The organism is Kitasatospora sp. NPDC058032 (genome assembly GCF_042885845.1).
Taxonomy (GTDB): domain Bacteria; phylum Actinomycetota; class Actinomycetes; order Streptomycetales; family Streptomycetaceae; genus Kitasatospora.
Window position 1 is genome coordinate 58,622 of record NZ_JBHVRK010000001.1, and the last position, 18,628, is coordinate 77,249.

Annotated in this window: 16 protein-coding genes and 1 tRNA gene; 3 read left to right on the forward strand and 14 right to left on the reverse strand. The window is 73.0% G+C overall.

The annotated features are described in order from the left end of the window. Positions 1-116: 116 nt before the first annotated feature. The 13 genes from hpnH to ACFVUH_RS00310 form a co-directional block, all read right to left on the reverse strand. Entirely contained in the window at positions 117-1,142 is a 1,026-nt protein-coding gene (gene hpnH, locus ACFVUH_RS00250; RefSeq protein ID WP_387910102.1) for an adenosyl-hopene transferase HpnH, read from the reverse strand. A gap of 2 nt (positions 1,143-1,144) precedes the next feature. Further along, on the reverse strand, positions 1,145-1,840 hold the full coding sequence (locus ACFVUH_RS00255) for a 1-hydroxy-2-methyl-2-butenyl 4-diphosphate reductase (RefSeq protein WP_355373790.1): 696 nt from the start codon (positions 1,838-1,840) through the stop codon (positions 1,145-1,147). Further along, positions 1,837-3,930, reverse strand: a complete 2,094-nt coding sequence (shc, locus tag ACFVUH_RS00260; RefSeq protein ID WP_387910105.1) for a squalene--hopene cyclase — start codon at positions 3,928-3,930, stop codon at positions 1,837-1,839. The genes ACFVUH_RS00255 and shc overlap by 4 nt, the downstream gene beginning before the upstream one ends. Before the next feature lie 7 nt (positions 3,931-3,937). Beyond that, positions 3,938-5,026 (reverse strand): polyprenyl synthetase family protein, encoded by a 1,089-nt coding sequence (locus ACFVUH_RS00265; RefSeq protein WP_380686106.1) that lies wholly within the window; start codon positions 5,024-5,026, stop codon positions 3,938-3,940. A 170-nt stretch (positions 5,027-5,196) separates the two neighbouring features. After that, positions 5,197-6,633 (reverse strand): hydroxysqualene dehydroxylase HpnE, encoded by a 1,437-nt coding sequence (gene hpnE, locus ACFVUH_RS00270; RefSeq protein ID WP_387910106.1) that lies wholly within the window; start codon positions 6,631-6,633, stop codon positions 5,197-5,199. Positions 6,634-6,799: 166 nt separating this feature from the next. Further along, positions 6,800-7,657, reverse strand: coding sequence for a presqualene diphosphate synthase HpnD (gene hpnD, locus ACFVUH_RS00275; RefSeq protein ID WP_355373810.1), 858 nt, complete (start codon positions 7,655-7,657; stop codon positions 6,800-6,802). 41 nt (positions 7,658-7,698) lie between these two features. Then, positions 7,699-8,694 carry a squalene synthase HpnC gene (hpnC, locus tag ACFVUH_RS00280; RefSeq protein ID WP_387910741.1) on the reverse strand — a complete coding sequence of 332 codons (996 nt, stop codon included), beginning with the start codon at positions 8,692-8,694 and terminating at the stop codon, positions 7,699-7,701. Positions 8,695-8,980: 286 nt separating this feature from the next. Continuing rightward, complete coding sequence (locus ACFVUH_RS00285) at positions 8,981-9,757, reverse strand: ABC transporter ATP-binding protein (RefSeq protein WP_355373804.1); 777 nt, start codon at positions 9,755-9,757, stop codon at positions 8,981-8,983. Positions 9,758-9,821: 64 nt separating this feature from the next. Further along, entirely contained in the window at positions 9,822-10,757 is a 936-nt protein-coding gene (locus tag ACFVUH_RS00290; RefSeq protein WP_355373782.1) for an ABC transporter permease, read from the reverse strand. 152 nt (positions 10,758-10,909) lie between these two features. Beyond that, complete coding sequence (locus tag ACFVUH_RS00295; protein ID WP_355373802.1) at positions 10,910-11,755, reverse strand: glycosyltransferase; 846 nt, start codon at positions 11,753-11,755, stop codon at positions 10,910-10,912. 164 nt (positions 11,756-11,919) lie between these two features. Further along, a complete protein-coding gene (locus ACFVUH_RS00300; protein WP_380680919.1) occupies positions 11,920-12,657 on the reverse strand; it encodes a CDP-alcohol phosphatidyltransferase family protein in 738 nt (245 codons plus the stop codon). Between the two features lie 91 nt (positions 12,658-12,748). Beyond that, complete coding sequence (locus ACFVUH_RS00305) at positions 12,749-13,822, reverse strand: iron-containing alcohol dehydrogenase family protein (RefSeq protein WP_355373779.1); 1,074 nt, start codon at positions 13,820-13,822, stop codon at positions 12,749-12,751. After that, entirely contained in the window at positions 13,810-14,565 is a 756-nt protein-coding gene (locus ACFVUH_RS00310) for a phosphocholine cytidylyltransferase family protein (RefSeq protein WP_355373776.1), read from the reverse strand. The genes ACFVUH_RS00305 and ACFVUH_RS00310 overlap by 13 nt, the downstream gene beginning before the upstream one ends. Before the next feature lie 363 nt (positions 14,566-14,928). Between ACFVUH_RS00310 and idi the strand changes: the two genes are divergently transcribed. Further along, on the forward strand, positions 14,929-15,630 hold the full coding sequence (gene idi, locus ACFVUH_RS00315; RefSeq protein WP_387910108.1) for an isopentenyl-diphosphate Delta-isomerase: 702 nt from the start codon (positions 14,929-14,931) through the stop codon (positions 15,628-15,630). A gap of 97 nt (positions 15,631-15,727) precedes the next feature. Here idi and ACFVUH_RS00320 read toward each other — a convergent pair whose 3' ends face one another. Next, a complete protein-coding gene (locus ACFVUH_RS00320; RefSeq protein ID WP_387910110.1) occupies positions 15,728-16,192 on the reverse strand; it encodes an ATP-binding protein in 465 nt (154 codons plus the stop codon). A 330-nt stretch (positions 16,193-16,522) separates the two neighbouring features. On the opposite strand from ACFVUH_RS00320, the gene ACFVUH_RS00325 reads away from it, so the two are divergent. Beyond that, a tRNA-Leu gene (locus ACFVUH_RS00325) sits at positions 16,523-16,610 on the forward strand. A 248-nt stretch (positions 16,611-16,858) separates the two neighbouring features. Continuing rightward, positions 16,859-18,520 (forward strand): APC family permease, encoded by a 1,662-nt coding sequence (locus ACFVUH_RS00330; RefSeq protein WP_387910112.1) that lies wholly within the window; start codon positions 16,859-16,861, stop codon positions 18,518-18,520. Positions 18,521-18,628: the final 108 nt, after the last annotated feature.

Below are 18,628 nucleotides of genomic sequence, written 5' to 3' on the forward strand. Positions count from 1 at the left end.
CGCCGGGGGGGGGGGCCCCGCCGGGGCCCGGGGGGGGGGGGGGGGGCGGGGGGGGGGGGGGGGGGGGGGCCGGGGGGGGGGGGCGGGGGGGGGGCGCCGCCCCCCGACGGGTGCGCTCAGCGGCTCCGGGTGGAGCCGACGGTCTCGGTGATCGCCCGCAGGGACTCCTTGAGGGAGCCCATGGTGGCGAGGACGGCGGTCGGCTCGTAGCCGCAGTGCGCCATGCAGTTGGCGCAGCGGGCGTCCTTGCCGCGGCCGTACTTGTCCCAGTCGGTCTTCTCGATCAGCTCGCGGTAGGTCGGCACGTAGCCGTCGGCCATCAGGTAGCAGGGCCGCTGCCAGCCGAACAGCGAGTAGTTGGGGATGCCCCAGGCGGTGCACTCGAAGTCGACCCGGCCCTCCAGGAAGTCCAGGAAGAGCGGGCTGTGGTTGAGCCGCCAGCGCCGCCGCCGGCCGCCGGCGAAGGTCTTGCGGAACAGATCGCGGGTCTGCTCGACGCCGAGGAAGTGTTCCTGGTCGGGCGCCTTCTCGTAGGCGAAGGCCGGGGAGATCATCATCTCGTCGACCTTGAGCTCGTCGTTGAGGTAGTCGAGCACGTCGATGATGGTCTGCGGGGTGTCGGTGTTGAAGAAGGTGGAGTTGGTGGTCACCCGGAAGCCGCGCCGCTTGGCCTCCTTGATCGCCGCCACCGCCTCGTCGAAGGTGCCCTCCTTGGCCACCGAGGCGTCGTGCCGCTCGCGCAGCCCGTCGATGTGCACGGTGAAGGTGAAGTAGGGCGAGGGCTTGAACTTGTCGAGCTTCTTGCGCAGCAGCAGCGCGTTGGTGCAGAGGAACACGTACTTGCGGCGTTCGACCAGCTGCCGGACGATCTCGTCGATCTGCGGGTGCATCAGCGGCTCGCCGCCGGCGATCGAGACCATCGGGGCGCCGGACTCCAGGACCGCCCCGACCGCCTGGGCGACCGGCATCCGCTGCTTCAGCACGCCGGCCGGGTGCTGGATCTTGCCGCACCCCTCGCAGGCCAGGTTGCAGGCGAAGAGCGGTTCCAGTTCGACGATCAGCGGGAATTTGTCGCGTCGCTTGAGCTTCTGCTGCATGAGGTAGGTGCCGACCCGCACGGTCTGGCGCAGCGGCATGGCCATGGCTAGCTCGCCTCCTGGGGGAGCGTCGAGGATGTGGGGTGGTTCAGGGCGGCGGGCGCGGGGCGGGCGCGCGGCGGCCGGTCGTTGTGCAGGTGCCAGTCGACCAGGGCGGGCACCGTGGAGCGCAGGGTCCGCCAGGCGCGGACCCCGGCCGGCAGGGTGCCCGGGCGCAGCAGCTCGCGCTCGGGCGTGTCGACGACGACCCGCAGCACGGCCGCGGGCAGGCCGGGCCGCAGTTCGCGCAGGGCGGCCAGCACGGCGGCGGCCTCCATGTCGACGGCGAGCGCTCCCTGCAGGTGCAGGGCGCGCCGCTCCAGGCCGCGCACCACGTGGTCGGCGGTGTGGTGCACGCCGGTGTGCGCGGTCAGGCCGCGCACGGTCAGGGCCCGGTGGAGCGCCGGGCCGGAATCGACGGCGAAGTGGTTCCCCTCGGCATCGCGCACCCCGTCGGCAACGATCACCTCTCCGGGCGCTATTCCCGGCGCGACGGCGGCGCCGAAGCCGGCCACCACGATGGCGCCGTAGCCGCCCGGGGCGGCGGTGAGCAGCCTCCTGACGGTGAGTGAGGCCCGGCGGCGGCCGACCCCGGTCCGCACCACGACGGGCGGGCCGCCCGCCGCACCGCGCCAGTCCCCTCCGCGCAGGGCCCACACCTCGGGGCCGAGCGCGCACAGGACCAGCAGCGGGGAAGCGGTCACCGGGACGCCCCGATCCCGGCGGGGCCCCCGGCCGGGCGGCCGATCGCGGGGTTGCCGTGCAGGTAGCGGCCGAGCGCGGTGACCGGGAACACCAGCCGGTACAGGTGGTAGTTGATGGAGAAGTCCCACGGGAAGCCGGTGCCGGTGAACTGGGGCTCGTCCCAGGTGCCCTCGGGCAGCTGGGTGCGCACCAGCCAGTCGACGCCGCGCTCCACCGCCGCGCTGGCCCGGCCGTCCGGTCCCTCGCCGGCCGCGAGCAGCGCCATCAGCGCCCACGCGGTCTGCGAGGCGGTGGACTCGCCCCGCCCGGCCCAGCGCGCCGGGTCGTCGTAGGAGCGCATGTCCTCGCCCCAGCCGCCGTCGGCGTTCTGGCGGTCCTCCAGCCAGCGCACCGCCCGGCGGATCGCCGGGTGCTCGGCGGGGACGCCGGCCGCGACCAGGGCGGGCAGCACCGACCCGGTGCCGTAGATGTAGTTGGTGCCCCAGCGGCCGAACCAGGAGCCGTCCGCCTCCTGGTTGCGCAGCAGCCATTCGACGCCGCGCCGGGTGCGCGGGTCGGCCGCCCGGCCGACCTCGGCGAGCATCTCCACGACGTGTGCGGTGACGTCCGCGGACGGCGGGTCGACGACCTCGCCGAAGTCGCAGAACGGCAGCTTGTTCGGCAGCGTGCTGGTGTTGTCGACGTCGAAGGCGCCCCAGGCGCCGTTCTTGGACTGCATGCCGAGGTTCCACCGCACGCCCCGGTCGACGGAGGCGGCGACCTTGCCGGGGTCGGGGTGGGCGACCCGGCGCAGTGCGAGCACCACCTCGGCGGTGTCGTCGATGTCCGGGTAGGTGTCGTTCTCGAACTCGAAGGCCCAGCCGCCGGGGGCGAGCGAGGGCCGCTGGACGGACCAGTCGCCGGCCTTGGTGATCTCCTCGCCGAGCATCCAGTCGACGGCGGAGACCAGCGCCGGGTGGTCGGCCGGTACGCCGGCGTCGACCAGGGCGATGGTGGCCAGGCAGGTGTCCCAGACCGGGGACTGGCAGGCCTCCAGCCAGCGGCGGCCGTCGGGGGTGTGCACGGTGAAGCGGTCGAAGGAGGCGAGGCCGGCCCGCATCACCGGGTGGTCGAGCTCGTAGCCCTCCAGGTGCAGGGCGATCAGCGAGTAGACGGCGGGCGGCTGGATGCCGCCCCAGCAGCCGTCGGCCTCCTGGCGCTCGACGATCCAGCGGCAGGCCTGGGAGAGCGCGAGCCGGCGCAGCGGGCGCAGCGCGCGCCGGTGGTAGGCGTGCAGGACCTTGTCGAGGCGTTCGAACAGGCCGTCCCAGCTGGTGGCCGGGGCCATCGGCCGGGCGGGGTAGGGGTCGTCCGGGTCGGTGTGCAGCTCGGTGAGCGGGAAGGGCGCCGGGCGCACCGGGCGGTGGGCGGAGACGATGGTCAGCGGGACGATGGTCTGCCGGGCCCAGCAGCCGAAGGCGTAGATGTTCAGCGGGAGCCACTTGGGCAGGAACATGATCTCCGGCGGCATCTCGGGCAGCCGTTCCCAGGGCCACCAGCCGAAGAGCGCGAGCCAGATCCGGGTGAACACCCGGGAGGCGGCGATGCCTCCGGCGGAGCGGATCCAGCGGGCGGCGGCCAGCATGTGCGGGGCGTTCGGGTCGTCACCGGCGAGCTTCAGGGCGACGTACGCCTCGACGGTGGTGGAGAGCTCGGCCGGGCCGCCGTGGAAGGTGGACCAGGTGCCGTCCTCGCGCTGCTGGGAGCGGATCCACTCGGCGGTGGCCTTGGTCTGCTCCTCGGTGAGGATCCCGAGGAACTGCCGGAGCAGTAAGTCCTCGGCGTCCATGGTGACGTTGGTCTCCAGATCGCCCTTCCACCACCCCTCGGAGCTCTGCAGGGAGAGCAGGTGGGTGGTGGCGCGGGCCAGTGCCTCCTCGGCGGAGGCGGCCCCGTCCTGCTGCTGATCGGTCCGGCCGGCCGGGGCGTCCGGGGCGGATCCCTCGGGCTGCCACCGCCCGGCGCTCAGCAGCGCCGGGGGGAGGCCGCCCACCGCGACCGGCTCGGAATCGTACTCAGGGTCGAGCCGGCCGTCCGCGGTTGCTGTCAACGTAACGTCACCTCTCTCGTACCACCACGAATTCGGCGAGTGCGACGAAGTGCTCGCGCACCACATCGGGCATGGGCACCTCGTCCAGCGCGGCGAGGGCAGTCGTGTGCTGGCGGCGGGCCTCCTCCTGGGTCCAGGCGCGTCCGCCGGCCTTCTCGATCAGCAGCGCGCGGGCGGCCAGCTCGGTCTCGCTCTCCTCGCCGCGCCCCTTGGGGTCGGCGAGCTGTTCGGCCAGTTCGCGGGAGGCCTCGCCGCCCTCGGCGAGGGCGGCGGCGACCGGCAGGGACTTCTTGCGCTGGCGCAGGTCGCCCCAGTGCGGCTTGCCGGTGACCTCGGTGGCCCCCCAGATGCCGAGCAGGTCGTCGACCGCCTGGAAGGCCAGGCCCAGGTGCTCGCCGAAGCGCTGGAGGGAGTCCGAGACCCGGTCGTCGGCGCCGGCCAGGACGGCGCCCAGCGCCGAGGCGGCGGAGAGCAGGGCGGCGGTCTTGCCGCCCTCCATCTCCAGGCACTCGGCGACGGTGACGGTGTCCCGCTGCTCGAAGGCGACGTCCATCGCCTGGCCGTCGATCAGCCGGCGGCTGGCGGTGTTGAGCAGCCGGACGGCGCGCGCGGCATCGGTGGGGCTCGCGCCGCCCGTGGTCGCGGCGTCGAGCAGCACCTCCGTACCGAGCGTCGCCAGGGCGTCACCGACCAGGATCGCCTGGGACGGGCCGAAGACCGTCCAGGCGGTGGCCCGGTGGCGCCGGGTCTCGTCACCGTCCATCAGATCATCATGGAGCAGGGAGAAGTTGTGCACCAGCTCAACAGCGACCCCGCCGGGCACACCGGCCTCCGCCGGGGCGCCGGCGGCCTGGGCCGAGAGCAGGGCCAGGGCCGGGCGGACGGCCTTGCCGCCGTCCCCCGCGACCGGTGTGCCGTCCCGGTCGATCCAGCCGAAGTGGTACGCCGCGACGGTGTTCATGGGTTCCGCCAGACGGGCGACGGCGGCCCTCAGCGGCGGGGTGCAGAGCGCGCGGGTGCGGTTGAGCAGCTCCGGCACCGAGACCGGTTCGGCATGTGCCGTGCCTCCGACGGCCGTGCCGATGCGTGACTCCACGTACGTTCCCTCTCCCTGGTGGTGCCTGGCCGCGTGGGACGGCCGGACGCTGGCGGTGGTGGTGCGGCCGGTGGGGCCACGGCCGGCACGGGGGGTCGCGCCGCCGGGACCCGGGCGGTGGGCGCCGGCTCTGGCGGGCTCGCCGCGGTCCCCGGTGCGCTGGGCGCCGGTCACCGCGGCCACCTCCCGTCGCCGCGGTCCGAGGGCCGGCGCCGGCCCTCGGCGGCGAGGGCCGCGTCGGCGGCGGCGTGGCCGCTGCGCACCGCCCCCTCCATCGTCGCGGGCCAGCCGGTGGCCGTCCACGCGCCGGCCAGCAGCAGGCCGGGGACGGCGGTGCGCGGGCCGGGCCGCAGCGCCGCCGTGCCCGGGGCCGGGTCGAAGGTGGCGGTGCGCTCCCTGGTGACGAAGAAGTCCAGCACCTCGGCGCCGCCGGCGGCGGGCAGCAGCCGGGCCAGCTCCGGCAGGTAGCGCCGGCGCAGCTCGGCGACCGGCAGGTCGATCTCGTCCTGCACCGCGGACTGCGACAGGGCCAGGTACTGGGCGTCCGGGTGGGCCGCGCCGAGCTCGGTGCCGGCCAGGCCGGAGTGCCGGGTGCGGTCGAAGACCCACTGGACGGGCGAGCCGAACGCGGCGAAGAACGGCCTGCGCAGGACGCGCCGGTCGTAGATCACGTGCACGTTGAGGATCGGCGCGGTGCCGAAGCCGGCCAGCCGCTCCTGCCCGGGGAGCGCGTCCGGCGGCAGCAGGGCCGCCGCGGTGTCCTGGGCGCCGGCCAGCACCACGGTGTCGGCGGCGAGCGGCTCGTCGACGCCCTCCAGCCGGACGGCGTGCTGCGGGACGGCCGGCTTGAGCTCGCTCACCCGGGCGCGCAGCAGTACCTTCACTCCGGCGCGTTCCAGCTCGGCGAGCGCCCGGTCGTGGTGGATCACGCCGAGCGGGACGGTGGGCGTGCCGATGTCGGAGGCCCCGGGGTCGGACAGCAGCCCGGTCTTGAACACCATGGCGGCCAGCGCCAGCGACACCTGGTCGGCGCGGGCGTTCAGGGTCGCCACGCCCACGAGGTCCCAGAGCGCGGCCAGGGTGCGATCGTTCTGGCCGTGGGACCGCAGCCAGTCGGCGAAGGAGACCTCGTCCAGCGCCGGGTCGGCGAGGTCGAGGCGGCGCAGCGCCAGGGCACCGCGCACCACCCGGGCCCGGTCGGCCGGGCTCAGGTGCGGGTAGCCGGCCAGGCTGCCGGCCAGGTGCAGCGGCACCGGCAGTGCGGCGCGCTCCAGCTTGCCCAGGGTGCGCACCGGTGCGCCGGCGGGCCCGGAGACGCCCAGCACGGGCACCTGGAGGCGGTCCTGGAGGTGCACCAGCCGGTTGGCGCCCAGCCGCTCCAGCAGGCCGCGGTAGGCGGTGCAGCAGCGCAGGTAGACGTGCTGGCCGTTGTCGACGGTCAGCTCGCCGCGCCGGAACGAGAAGGCCAGGCCGCCCAGCCGGGGACGGCCCTCGGCGAGGGTGACCCGGTGGCCGGCCTCGGCCAGCCGCAGGGCGGCGGTGATGCCCGCGAGGCCGCCGCCGACCACGACGGCGGCCGGGCGCGCGGAGTCGGCTCGCCCGGTCATCGGACCTCCCCCTCGCGTCCGGCGCCCGGTCCGGTCACGGCCGGAGCGCCCGTGGTCAATGCGGTCGGACCCGGGACCGGTGCGGTCGGATCCGGCACAGCCGTCAGCAGGGCTCTACCCACAAGTGATTCCCCGCTGACACAGCGTGACAGAACTGTGGCAAGAATCAAGAACGCCCCCCGGCGAGCCCGGAAAGCGCGACGTACGCCTTCTCCCAGCCCGGCAGCGACACCCGGCCGCGCAGCACCGACTCCGGGTCGGCCGCGATCCGGCCGAGCAGCCGGTGGTAGATGCCCGCCATCGCGGCCGTGCAGGCCCGGCTGCGGCGGTCGAGCATCGGCAGCAGCCGCAGGCCCTCCTCGAAGGCCGCCTGGGCGCGGGCCGCCTCGAAGGCGATCAGGCCGGTGAAGTCCGCGCCGACCGGCGGCCGGGACTGCGCGAAGCCCTCCTGGCAGCCGAACCGGACGAGGTCCTCGGTCGGCAGGTAGGTGCGGCCGTTCAGGGCGTCCTCGCGCAGGTCGCGCAGGATGTTGGTGAGCTGGAGCGCCAGGCCGAGGGTGTCGGCGTACCGGGCGCCGCGCTCGGGGTCGTCGCAGCCGTACACGCCGAGCGAGAGCCGCCCGATCGCCCCGGCCACGCACCGGCAGTAGACCTTGAGCTCCTCGTACGTCTGGTACTCGGCGCCCTTGAGGTCCATCTCGACCCCGTCGATCAGCTCGTCGAAGCCGCCGAGCGGGATCGGGAACCGCCGGGCCGCGTCCGCCAGCGCGACCTTGATCGGGTCGGTGTCGTCCTCCGCGACCGAGCCGGCCCGGATCTCGTCGAGCAGCTCGCGGGTGCGCAGCAGGGCCTCGGCCTTGCGGTCGTCCGGGAGGTCGCCGTCGCCGATGTCGTCCACCCGGCGGGCGAGCGCGTACAGGGCCGACATGGCCAGCCGCTTCGGTTCCGGCAGCAACCTGATGCCGTAGCTGAAGTTGCGGGCCTGCAGCCCGGTCACTGCCTCGCAGTACCGGTACGCCGCCATGACCGGCGCCGACGCCAGTGGTGATGCCGCCACGCGGGCGTTCACCTTCCCTTCGCGAAGATGGCCGCCGCCTTCGCTGCGAGGCGGCGCTTGTCCGGCTTCGCCTGCTGGGCGAGCACGTCGTACCCGGCGTCCTCGACGGCCGCCAGGGCCGCGTGGCCGCCCGCGGTGAATCCCGCCAGGAGCAGTCGAAGCCTCCCCCGAACCGTACCTACCAATGGCGCACCGCGGTCGAGCAGGGTGCGGGCCCGGTCCACCTGGAAGGAGATCAGCCGCCGCACGGCGGGGCTCGCGCTCGGCGCGGCGAGGTCCTCCTCGGTGACCCCGAACCGTTCCAGGTCCTCGGCGGGCAGGTAGATCCGGCCGCGGGCGAGGTCCTCGGCGACGTCCTGGAGGTGCTCGACGATCTGCAGGGCGGTGCAGACGGCGTCGGACATCGCCACCCGCTCGGGGGTGGAGACGCCGGCGATGGCGAGCACCAGGCGGCCGACCGGGTCGGCGGAGAGCGTGCAGTACTCGAGCAGGTCGTCGTAGCGGGGGTAGCGGTCGGTGGTCTGGTCGACCCGGTTGGCCTGGATCAGCCGGCGGAACGGCTCCGGGGTGAGGCCGTGCCGGTCGACCAGCGGGACCAGCGGGCGCATCAGCGGGTGGCGGGGGGCCTCGGCGGCCGAGGACGGGGCGAGGGCCGTCTCGAAGACCCGGTCGAGGTCGCGCTCCAGGCCGTCCAGCAGGGCGAGCCGGAAGGCGGTCTCCTCGGGGCCGGGCCGGTGCGGGCCGGCGGCGGGGGCGGGCGCCGCGGGCGGGGCGGGCACGCCGAGCAGTGCGGCGGTGCCGGCCGGGTCGGCGAGGTCGCCGTCACCGGCGTCGTCGACCAGCCGGGCGAAGCCGTAGACCGTCATGAGGTCGTCGCGCCACGCGGCGGGCAGGAAGAACGGGGCGACCGGGAAGTTCTCCGCGCTCGCCTTGGCGAGGGTCGCCGCTCCCGCGGCACCCTCCGCGGGCGGGGAATCACTGTTGGGCTGGGCCGAAGCCGACACTGCTGTCACTCCCCCGTTCTACACCGCTCCGGTGACCGGCCCGAGTCGGACACGCGTCCGACCACGGGAGTCACGTCCGGCACACCACCCCCGCGCCTACAGCCTGACACCAACGGCCGCGCCGGAGAAGGGCGCCTCGCCCGGCGCACGGGGCGCTCACCCGGGCGGCGGCGGGCCACCCGGGGCACGACGGGGCGGGGCGGGGCGCACGGACGACGGCGGGGCCGGTCCCGGATCTCCTCCGGGACCGGCCCCTCCGCGGGGTCCTGCGCGGTCCGGTCCGCCGTCAGGGACGCTCGCCGCGCTCGTAGCGGCGGACGACCTCCTCGGTCGGCCCGTCCATGACGAGCTCGCCGGCCTCGATCCAGATGGTCCGCTCGCAGGTCTCGCGGATCGACGCGTTGTCGTGGCTGACCAGGAAGACCGTACCGGCCTGCTCGCGCAGCTCCTCGATCCGCTTCTTGCTGCGGGCCTGGAAGGCCTGGTCACCGGTGGCCAGCGCCTCGTCGATGAGCAGCACGTCGTGGGTCTTCGCCGCGGCGATGGCGAAGCGCAGGCGGGCGCCCATGCCGGAGGAGTAGGTGCGCATCGGCAGCGAGATGAAGTCGCCCTTCTCGTTGATGCCCGAGAAGTCGACGATCTCCTGGTAGCGGCGCTTCACGTCGGCCGGCGACATGCCCATGGCGAGACAGCCGAGGACGACGTTGCGCTCACCGGTCAGCTCGTTCATCAGCGCGGCGTTGACGCCGAGCAGCGAGGGCTGGCCGTTGGTGTAGATGCCGCCCTTCTCGGTCGGCAGCAGGCCGGCGATGGCCGCCAGCATGGTGGACTTGCCGGAGCCGTTGGAGCCGATCAGGCCGATCGCCTCGCCCTTGTACGCGGTGAAGCTGACGCCCTTGACCGCGTGCACCTCGCGCACGCCGGAGCCGCGCTTGCGGCTGATGATCCGGCTCATTGCCGAGGTGGCACTGCCCTTCCCGGAGCCGGCGCCGTGCACCCGGTAGACGATGTGCACGTCGTCGACGACGACGGTGGGGTCGCGGGCCACGTCGGCGTCGAACACCTTGCGGCGCGGACGGGCGTCCTTGAGGTCCTTGCGCAGGTCGTCGGTCCCGCGCACGTCGGTGTCAGCCACGGCCGTACTCCTCCTCAGCCTTCCAGAAGAAGACGTATCCGATGACCAGCATGCCCACACCCCAGGCGATCCCGTACTTCCACTGGTGCGCCGGGAACTCCAGGAAGACCTTCTCGTGCTTGTTGTAGATGATCGGCGCGAGCGCGTGGCGGACCAGGTCGATGTAGACCGAGGCCGGGTTGAGCTCCATCACCTTCTGCCAGAACGGCGGCCACTCCTTGATCTTGTCCGAGATGCTGTACATGACGCCGGACAGGAACAGCCAGGCGCGCATCGCGAACGGGATCAGCTGGGAGATGTCGCTGGTCTTGGCGCCTATCCGGGCGAAGATCAGGGCGACGCCGGTGTTGAACATCGACTGCAGCACCAGCGCGGGCACGACCAGGATCCAGGTGCGGCCGGGTTCGATGCCGTTCATCAGGACCACGGCGAACAGCACGACCATCGAGATCAGCAGCTGCTGGAGCTGGATCACGGTGAACGCGACCGGCAGCGAGGCGCGCGGGAAGTGCAGCGCCCGGATCAGCCCGAGGTTGTCCGAGATCGCCCGGGTGCCGGACTGCACGGCGTTCTGGGTGAACTGGAAGATGAAGACGCCGATGCAGAGCCAGGCGACGTAGTACGGGTTGTCGTCCTTGTTCTTCAGGATCTCGCCGAAGACCAGGTAGAACACCGCGCAGTTCAGCAGCGGCGTCACGACCTGCCAGACCTGGCCGAGCTTGGCGTCGGTGTACTGGGCCACCAGGCGCGCGGTGGCGAAGGCCCAGATGAAGTGACGGCGGGCCCAGAGCTGCTTGCTGTAGGCGAACAGGCCGGGCCGTCTGCCGCTCACCGTCAGACCGTACTTGTCCGCAAGCTGCTTGGGGGTCAGGCCCGCGTCCGCCCCCCTCGGGGCGGAGAGGCTGACGGGTTCACTCACTGTCGACACATTCGTCCTTCGCGCGGGATCGTCGGGGCGAACCGGTCGGCGGGGGTCCGCCGGCCTGCCCCGAGGGGGATCCACTCGGATATCGGGGGGAGTGCGGCCGGTATGTGGGCACCGGCCATGACGACCGTCCTACCGTACGGTCGTCGGACGGATCAGATGACCGGCGGCCGGCCCAGCCGGGTCAGGCGCCACACGGTACGCCATCGCATGGGCCGCCGCGCACCGCAGGGTTCGCGCCAGCCCGCCTTGAACCCGCCCAGCCAGGCCTTGAGGGCCTCCGGGGAGGGCCGACGGGCCAGCGTGAGCAGGAACCAGGTTCCCAGGTATAGAGGCACCAACAGGGCCGGAAGGTTCCGCCTCGCGAGCCAGACCCTGTTCCGGGCCACGTTGTGGAAGTACGTGGCGTGCCGGGCGGGCGAGGTGGTGGGGTGGTGCAGCACCACGTCGGCGCGGTAGTCGATGGCCCAGCCGGCGTCCAGCGCGCGCCAGGCGAGGTCGGTCTCCTCGTGCGCGTAGAAGAACTCGCCGGGCAGCTGGCCGGCGTTCTCGAACACGGCGCACCGCACCGCGCTCGCGCCGCCCAGGAAGGTGGTCACCCGGGAGGAGCGCAGCGGGTCGCTGGCGCGCAGCCGGGGCACGTGCCGGCGCTGGGTGACGCCGGTGTCCGGGTCGGCGATCCGGAAGCTCACGATGCCGAGCTCCGGGTCGGCGGTGAAGGCCTCGCGCAGCAGGCGGGCCGCGTCGGTGCCGGGCAGCCGGCCGTCGTCGTCCAGGAACAGCACCGCGTCGACCTCCCGGCCGTTGCGGCCGAACAGCTCGATGCCGACGTTGCGCCCGCCCGGGATGCCGAGGTTCTCGGGCAGCTCGACGGCGCGCACGCCCTCCGGCAGCGGGGGCATCGGGGCGCCGTTGGCGACCACGGCCAGCTCGACGGCCGGGCCCTGCTGGGCGCGGACGGAGTCGATCAGGGCGATCAGCTCGTCCGGGCGGTTGCCCATGGTGATGATCACCGCGCCGAGCCGGAAGGCGTCGGCGCCGGCCGTGCCGCCCGCGGTGCCGCCCGGCGCGGTGCTCCCGGTCGTTCCGGTGGCCGTCACGTCGCTCCCCTTCACGTCACTCCCCGTCACGTCACTCCCCTTCACGTCGCTCCCCGTCGCATCGGTCACCGGAGCCTGCTCGACAGGACGATGCTCAGCAGGTGCAGCACGGTCTGCAGCATGGCGATCGCGGCCAGCACGACCACCGCGACCCGGGTGAAGAACAGGCCCCCGTGGAGGACGTCGGCGACGCCCGCGGCCAGGATGAACAGCGAGGCCTCGACCGCGCCGACCAGCCGGTGGAACTTGAGGAACGAGGCGGCCCGGCGGGCCCGGGCGACGCCGGCCGAGCGCGGCACCGAGGCGCTGTCCTCGACCGCCGTCAGGCCGCTGCGGGCACGGGCGACGTCGACCAGGTCGGTCTCCGACTTGATCAGGATCGCGCCGAGCGCGGCCAGCGTGCCGAGGAAGGCCCACTCCCAGTGCGCGGCGGCGCCCTCGCGGTGGAGCAGGTCGGTGCCGCGCAGGCCGAGGCCGGTCAGCAGCGCCGCCTCGGACATGTAGTGGCCGACCCGGTCCAGGTAGACGCCGGTGAGCGAGGTCTGCCGGCGCCAGCGGGCCACCTCGCCGTCCACGCAGTCCAGCAGCAGGTACACCTGGATCAGCAGCGCCGCCAGCACCGCGCCGGCGATGCCCGGGACGACCAGCGCGGCGCCCGCCAGGATGCCGGTGACCATCATCAGGTACGTCAGGCCGTTGGGCGTGATCGCCGTCACGGTGGACAGCACCCGGGTGATCCGCAGCGAGATCCTCCGCATGTAGAGCCGTCCGGCCCAGTGCTCGGCGCTCCGGCGCTGGAGCATGCCCTCCGGGTGGATCACCGCGCGCAGTTCCTCGATCGAGGGCCGGCGGGTCAGGTCCACCGGCGGTGGCACGGCCCCCGCGGCGGAGCGGTCAGCTGTTGACGGCTTGGACATAGTCGGCGTACGCGTCCCTGATTGCGGAGGGGGAGAGGTCGAGGTGCTCGAGGATGGTGAAGCGGCCCGGCCGGGTGTTCGGAGCGTAGTGCACAGCCTCGGTGAACTCCGCCTCGGTGAAGCCGATCTGAGCGGCGGTCACCGGCAGTCCGTGGTGCGCCAGGCGCTCCACGATCAGGCCGGCCAGCTCGCGCTCGCCCCGCAGGAAGCTGGCGAAGGCGGCACCGAGGCCGACCTGCTCGCCGTGCTGGGCGGACCGCTTGGGGTACAGCACGTCCAGGGCATGCGAGATCTCGTGGCAGGCGCCGGACGAGGGCCGGGTGCTGCCGGCGATGTTCATCGCGATGCCGGAGAGTACCAGTGCCTCCGCGAGGGCCGTCAGGAAGCCCCGGTCCTGGAGGTTGCCCGGGTGCCGCAGCAGGTTCTCGCCCGCCGAGCGGGCCATCGCGACGGCCAGTCCGTCCACCGGTTCGCCGGTCTCGGCGTGCGACAGCTCCCAGTCGGCGCAGGCCGAGATGTTGGAGACGATGTCGCCGATGCCGGCCGCGACGAAGCGCGGCGGGGCGCCCAGGATCACGTCCAGGTCGATCACGATGCCGATCGGGCTGGGCACCCCGTAGGAGCCGCGCCCGCCGACGTTGTCCAGGGTGGAGACCGGCGAACAGATGCCGTCGTGGGCCAGGTTGGTCGGGACGGAGACCAGCGGCAGGCCGATCCGCGCGGCGGCGTACTTGGCGACGTCGATGATCTTGCCGCCGCCCAGGGCGACGACGGTGTCGTAGTGGCCGCCGTGCACGCCGCCGCGGATCTCGTCCGCCAGCCGGACCGCGCTGTCGAGGCTGCCGTCCTCGACGCTGTACCAGTCGGCGCCGGGCAGCGCCGGCTCCAGCCGGGCGCGCAGCACCGAGCCCGAGCCGTTGCTGATCGCCACCGCGATCCGGCCCGAGGCGGACAGCCGCTGGTCGGCGAGGATGCCGCCGAGCGCGTCCAGGGCGCCCGGGCGGATCTCCACGAAGACCGGCGACGGCACCAGCCGGGTCAGTACTGGCACGCGATCTCCCGCGCCTTCGCCAGGTCGTCGTGGTTGTCGACCTCGACCCAGGAGACCTCGCCGATCGGCTGGACGTCGATCCGCAGGCCGCGGTCGACCATCTCCTGGTAGCCGTCCTCGTAGTACAGCTGCGGGTCGCGCTCGTAGGTGGCGCGCAGCGCGTCGGCGAGGTCGGCGGCGGCGGACGGGTTGATCACGGTGACGCCGATGTACTCGCCGGTGGCCTCGGCCGGGTCCATCAGCTTGGTGATGCGGCGCATGCCGGCGGTCGGGTGCACGACCACCTTCATCTCCTCGTCGGCGAGCCGCTTCACCGTGTCGAGGGCGAGCAGGATGCCGGGCTCGCGCCCCTCGGCGGCCAGCCGGGCACTGCCCTCCAGCATGGTGCGCTGGACGGAGACCGGGTGGACGGTGTCGCCGTTGGCGAGCAGCAGGCCCTCGGTGAAGAGGTCGCGGGCGCACCAGAGCGAGTAGGCGTTGTTCCACTCCTCGGCCTTGTCGTTCTCGACCAGGGTGAGCTTGACGCCGTACTTCCGCTCCAGCGCGTCCTTGCGCTCCTCCACCGCCTCCTTGCGGTAGCCGACGACGATCGCCGCCTCGCGCAGGCCGACCTCGGCGAAGTTGCCGAGGGTGAGGTCCAGAACGGTCCGCTCCCCGTCGACCGGCACCAGCGCCTTGGGCAGCGTGTCGGTGTACGGGCGCAGTCGGCGGCCGGCGCCGGCTGCCAGAACGAGGCCGATCATGCGAGGTCTCCTGATCCGTCGTGCGGTGCGCGGCCGCGCGCGGCTACCGGGAGTCTCCGGGTGACCGGCGATGGCGCGCCGGGGCCGCCGAGATGCGGCCGCGGTGTCCTATGTGATGGTAGGCGACCACGGCGACCAGCCCGAACGCGGCCGGAGCGTCGAACACAGATCGAACACATTCCGAACAACTCTGCTAGTGCGGCGCCGCCCCCCGGCCACCGGGCGTCCCCTTCCCGCCCGGTTGTGCGTCGGACCTCGGCGTGGTGCCACCCGTACGGCAGACTGGGGCGCGACGCCACCGGTGCGAGCCGTGGTTGCTCCCCGTGCTCCCGAAGTGCTCCCGAAGCTGCCGAAAGAGGCCTCATGCCCCAGAGCCTGCCGACCGACCGCCCGACCCACCTCGACCCGCGGACCGGCGCCGACGCCGACGCCGACGGGTCGCTCGACTCCGGCGTGGACACCGGCCTCGACACCGGCCTCGACGTCGAGACGGACGTGGACAGCGGCGCGCGGCCCTCCGGCGCCCAGCAGGAGATCCTGCTGGAGCTGGTCGACGACGAGGGCGTGACGATCGGCACCGCGGAGAAGCTCTGGGCCCACCAGCAGCCCGGCCGACTGCACCGGGCCTTCTCGGTGTTCCTCTTCGACCGGCAGGGCCGGATGCTGCTCCAGCGCCGGGCGCTCGGCAAGTACCACTCCCCCGGCGTCTGGTCGAACACCTGCTGCGGCCACCCCTACCCCGACGAGCTGCCCTTCGTGGCCGCCGCCCGGCGGACCGCGGAGGAGCTGGGCGTCGCCCCGGCGCTGCTGTGCGAGGCGGGCACGGTCCGCTACGACCTGCCGGACGAGGCGTCCGGGCTGATCGAGCGGGAGTGGAACCACCTGTTCGTGGGCCTGGTCACCGGGCCGGTGCGGCCGGCGCCCGAGGAGGTGGACGACTACGCCTTCGTGACCGCCGAGGAGCTGCGCGCGCTGGAGGCGGAGCGGCCGTTCTCGGTGTGGTTCCGGACCGTGTTCGAGGCCGCCCTGCCGGGGATCCGCGAGATCGCCGGGAACGCCTGGTAGACCGCCCGGGAGAGCACCGTCCGGCAGAGCACCCGTCCGGCAGAGCACCGTCCGGCGCCGCCTGCTCCGACAGCGACTCCGACAGCGGCTCCGGCCGTCAGCTCCGGGGGAGCGGCAGCGAGGCCCAGATGACCTTGCCGCCCTCCCCCGCCTTCTCCACGTCGCAGACCCCGCCGGCCTGCAGCGTCACGCTCTTCACCAGCAGCAGCCCCCGCCCGCCGGTGCGCCCGGTGTCGGCCGCCAGGGCCTTCGGCCGGTACGGGTCGCCGTCCTCGACGGAGACCCGTACCCAGCCGTCCCGCACCGCCACCTCGGTGGTCACCTCCGGCGACAGCTCGGCGGCGTGCGTCACCGCGTTGCCGACCAGCTCCGAGACGATCAGCAGCAGGTCGTCCACCAGCTCCTGGTAGCGGACCTCCGCCAGGCCCTGGGCCAGCAGCCGGTCGCGCACCGCGTGCCGGGTGCGCGGCACCGAGGCCTGCTCGGCGGGCACGGTGAACCGCCACACCCCCTCGGCGGGCCCGCCCCGCGCCGCCGCCTCTTCCTCGCTGATCCGCTCCACGTCCAGCCGCCCTTCGTCCGCGACCCCGGGAATCAGGCGTTCCGCTCATGGCGCCCTCGGTCCACAGAGGCTAGGAGAGCCGCCCCGGCGGCCGGGGCACCGTCGACAAGTTGCCCGTGTCGGACCACCCCTGCCCGTTCCCGACCGTTCACCATCCGCAACTCGACCGTTTACCGCCGACGAACCACCGCTTCGCGCACACCTGCGATCCATCCCACGGCCCCCCACCATCCCCACCGGGGAAACGCAGGTGAGAAGCACTCCGAAACCCTGGTAATGTTCTCTCTGTCGCCGAGGGGGCGAGCAGAAATCCCCCGAAGCACACACCCCGTCCGGGTGGCGGAATGGCAGACGCGCTAGCTTGAGGTGCTAGTGCCCTTTATCGGGCGTGGGGGTTCAAGTCCCCCCTCGGACACCATGGATTCCCCGTGGGAACTCGAAAGAGATCCCACGGGGAATTTCTTTTTTTTCACCCTTTCGCACCGCCTGTCGCCAACCCTTCCGCGACCCGCCTCCACGGCACGATGGTTCGGACACGAGATGACAACGATCGGGTGTTTTGTGCCGCATTTGAGGGTCATCTGAGGTTTCGCCCGATTTGTCCGCTTAGGCTGTCTCCGTTTGTCCGGAAAACCAAATGACGCGATGAGACAGAGGACCGATACGGTGAGTGACCCCGAGTCGACAACGGCATCCCATCAGCACTACCGCCGTTCGCTCGGCACCATCAGCCTCACCGCCGTGGGCCTGGGGTCGATCATCGGATCCGGCTGGCTCTTCGGGGCCGAGCGGGCGGCGCGGCTGGCCGGGCCGGCGTCGATCGTCGCCTGGGTGATCGGGGCGGCCGTCGCCCTGACCATCGCGCTCACCTACAGCGAGCTGGGGTCGATGTTCCCCAAGGCCGGCGGCATGGTCCGGTACGGGCAGTACTCGCACGGCTCGCTGGCCGGGTACCTGGCCGCCTGGGCCAACTGGATCGCCATCGTCTCGGTCATCCCCGGTGAGGCGACCGCCTCGGTGCAGTACATGAGCTCCTGGGACTTCGACTGGGCCAAGGGCCTGTACGACGGGCGGGAGCTGTCGGTCAGCGGTGTGGCGCTGGCGAGCGTGCTGCTGCTGGTGTACTTCGCGCTGAACTGGTTCGCGATCACGCTGTTCGCCAAGACCAACACCGCGATCACGGTGTTCAAGATCATCGTCCCGACGGTCACCGCCGGCGCGCTGCTGCTCGCGCACTTCGACACCAAGCACTTCACCGACCACGGCGGCTTCGCCCCGAACGGCTGGAGCGCGGTGTTCACCGCGGTGGCCGTCTCCGGCATCGTCTGGGCGTTCAACGGCTTCCAGTCCCCGCTCAACCTGGCCGGCGAGGCCCGCGACCCCGGCAAGTCGCTGCCCAAGGCGGTGATCGGCTCGATCCTGATCGCCCTGGTGATCTACGTCGCGCTGCAGATCGCCTTCCTCGGCGCCGTGCCGACCGCGGACCTGGCCAACGGCTGGAGCGGCCTCGGCTACACCTCGCCGCTCGCCGACCTGGCCGTCGCCTGGGGCCTGAACTGGCTCGCGCTGCTGCTCTACGCGGACGCCTTCGTCTCCCCCAGCGGCACCGGCATGATCTACGCCGCCACCACCTCCCGGATGATCCACGGCGTCCAGGAGAACGGCCACCTGCCGTCCGTCTTCGGCAGGGTCGACCCCCGGACCGGCATCCCGCGCCCGGCGCTGGTGCTCAACCTGGTCGTCGCCTTCGGCTTCCTCGCGGTCTTCCGCGGCTGGGGCTCGCTCGCCGAGATCGTCTCGGTGGCCACCGTGATCTCGTACATCACCGGCCCGGTCGCCGTGATGGCGCTGCGCCGCCTGGCGCCCGAGCTGCCGCGCCCGGTCCGGCTGCGCGCGATGCCGGTGATCGCCCCGGTCGCCATGATCTTCGGCTCGCTGGTGCTCTACTGGGCCCGCTGGCCGCTGACCGGCAAGGTCATCCTGCTGATGGCCGCCGGCCTGCCGATCTGGGCCTGGTACGAGCTGCGCAAGCCGTTCGCCGAGCTCAAGCCGCACCTCAAGGCGGGCGCCTGGATGATCGCCTACCTGTTCGTGATGGCCGGCGTCTCCTGGGCCGGCTCCGCCGACTTCGGCGGCCACGGCTACCTGCCGGAGGGCTGGGACCTCCTGTTCGTCGCCGCGATCGCCCTGGTCTTCTACGCCTGGGGCGTGCGCAGCGCCTGGGCCAACCCCTCGCTGGCCGCCGTCAAGCGCGAGCTGACGGAAACCGACGGCGCCGCCGACCAGGCACCCCGCGCGCCGGAAACCGGCACGGCCTCCCGGGTCTGAGACCCCTCCCACCTGCGAAAGCGCCGACCGGGCGATGTCCGGTCGGCGCGTTCGCAGGGTGGGGGGAGGGGGGGCAGGCGGACGTATTTGGTTGGTGAGGGGGCGATA

Excerpts from the sequence above, each read along its gene's own strand:
- ACFVUH_RS00295 (WP_355373802.1), bottom strand. The coding sequence starts at position 11,755 with ATGGGCAACCGCCCGGACGAGCTGATCGCCCTGATCGACTCCGTCCGC.
- hpnD (WP_355373810.1), bottom strand. The coding sequence starts at position 7,657 with ATGGCGGCGTACCGGTACTGCGAGGCAGTGACCGGGCTGCAGGCCCGC.
- idi (WP_387910108.1), top strand. The coding sequence starts at position 14,929 with ATGCCCCAGAGCCTGCCGACCGACCGCCCGACCCACCTCGACCCGCGG.
- ACFVUH_RS00300 (WP_380680919.1), bottom strand. The coding sequence starts at position 12,657 with ATGCTCCAGCGCCGGAGCGCCGAGCACTGGGCCGGACGGCTCTACATG.
- ACFVUH_RS00310 (WP_355373776.1), bottom strand. The coding sequence starts at position 14,565 with ATGATCGGCCTCGTTCTGGCAGCCGGCGCCGGCCGCCGACTGCGCCCG.
- hpnH (WP_387910102.1), bottom strand. The coding sequence starts at position 1,142 with ATGGCCATGCCGCTGCGCCAGACCGTGCGGGTCGGCACCTACCTCATG.
- hpnE (WP_387910106.1), bottom strand. The coding sequence starts at position 6,633 with ATGACCGGGCGAGCCGACTCCGCGCGCCCGGCCGCCGTCGTGGTCGGC.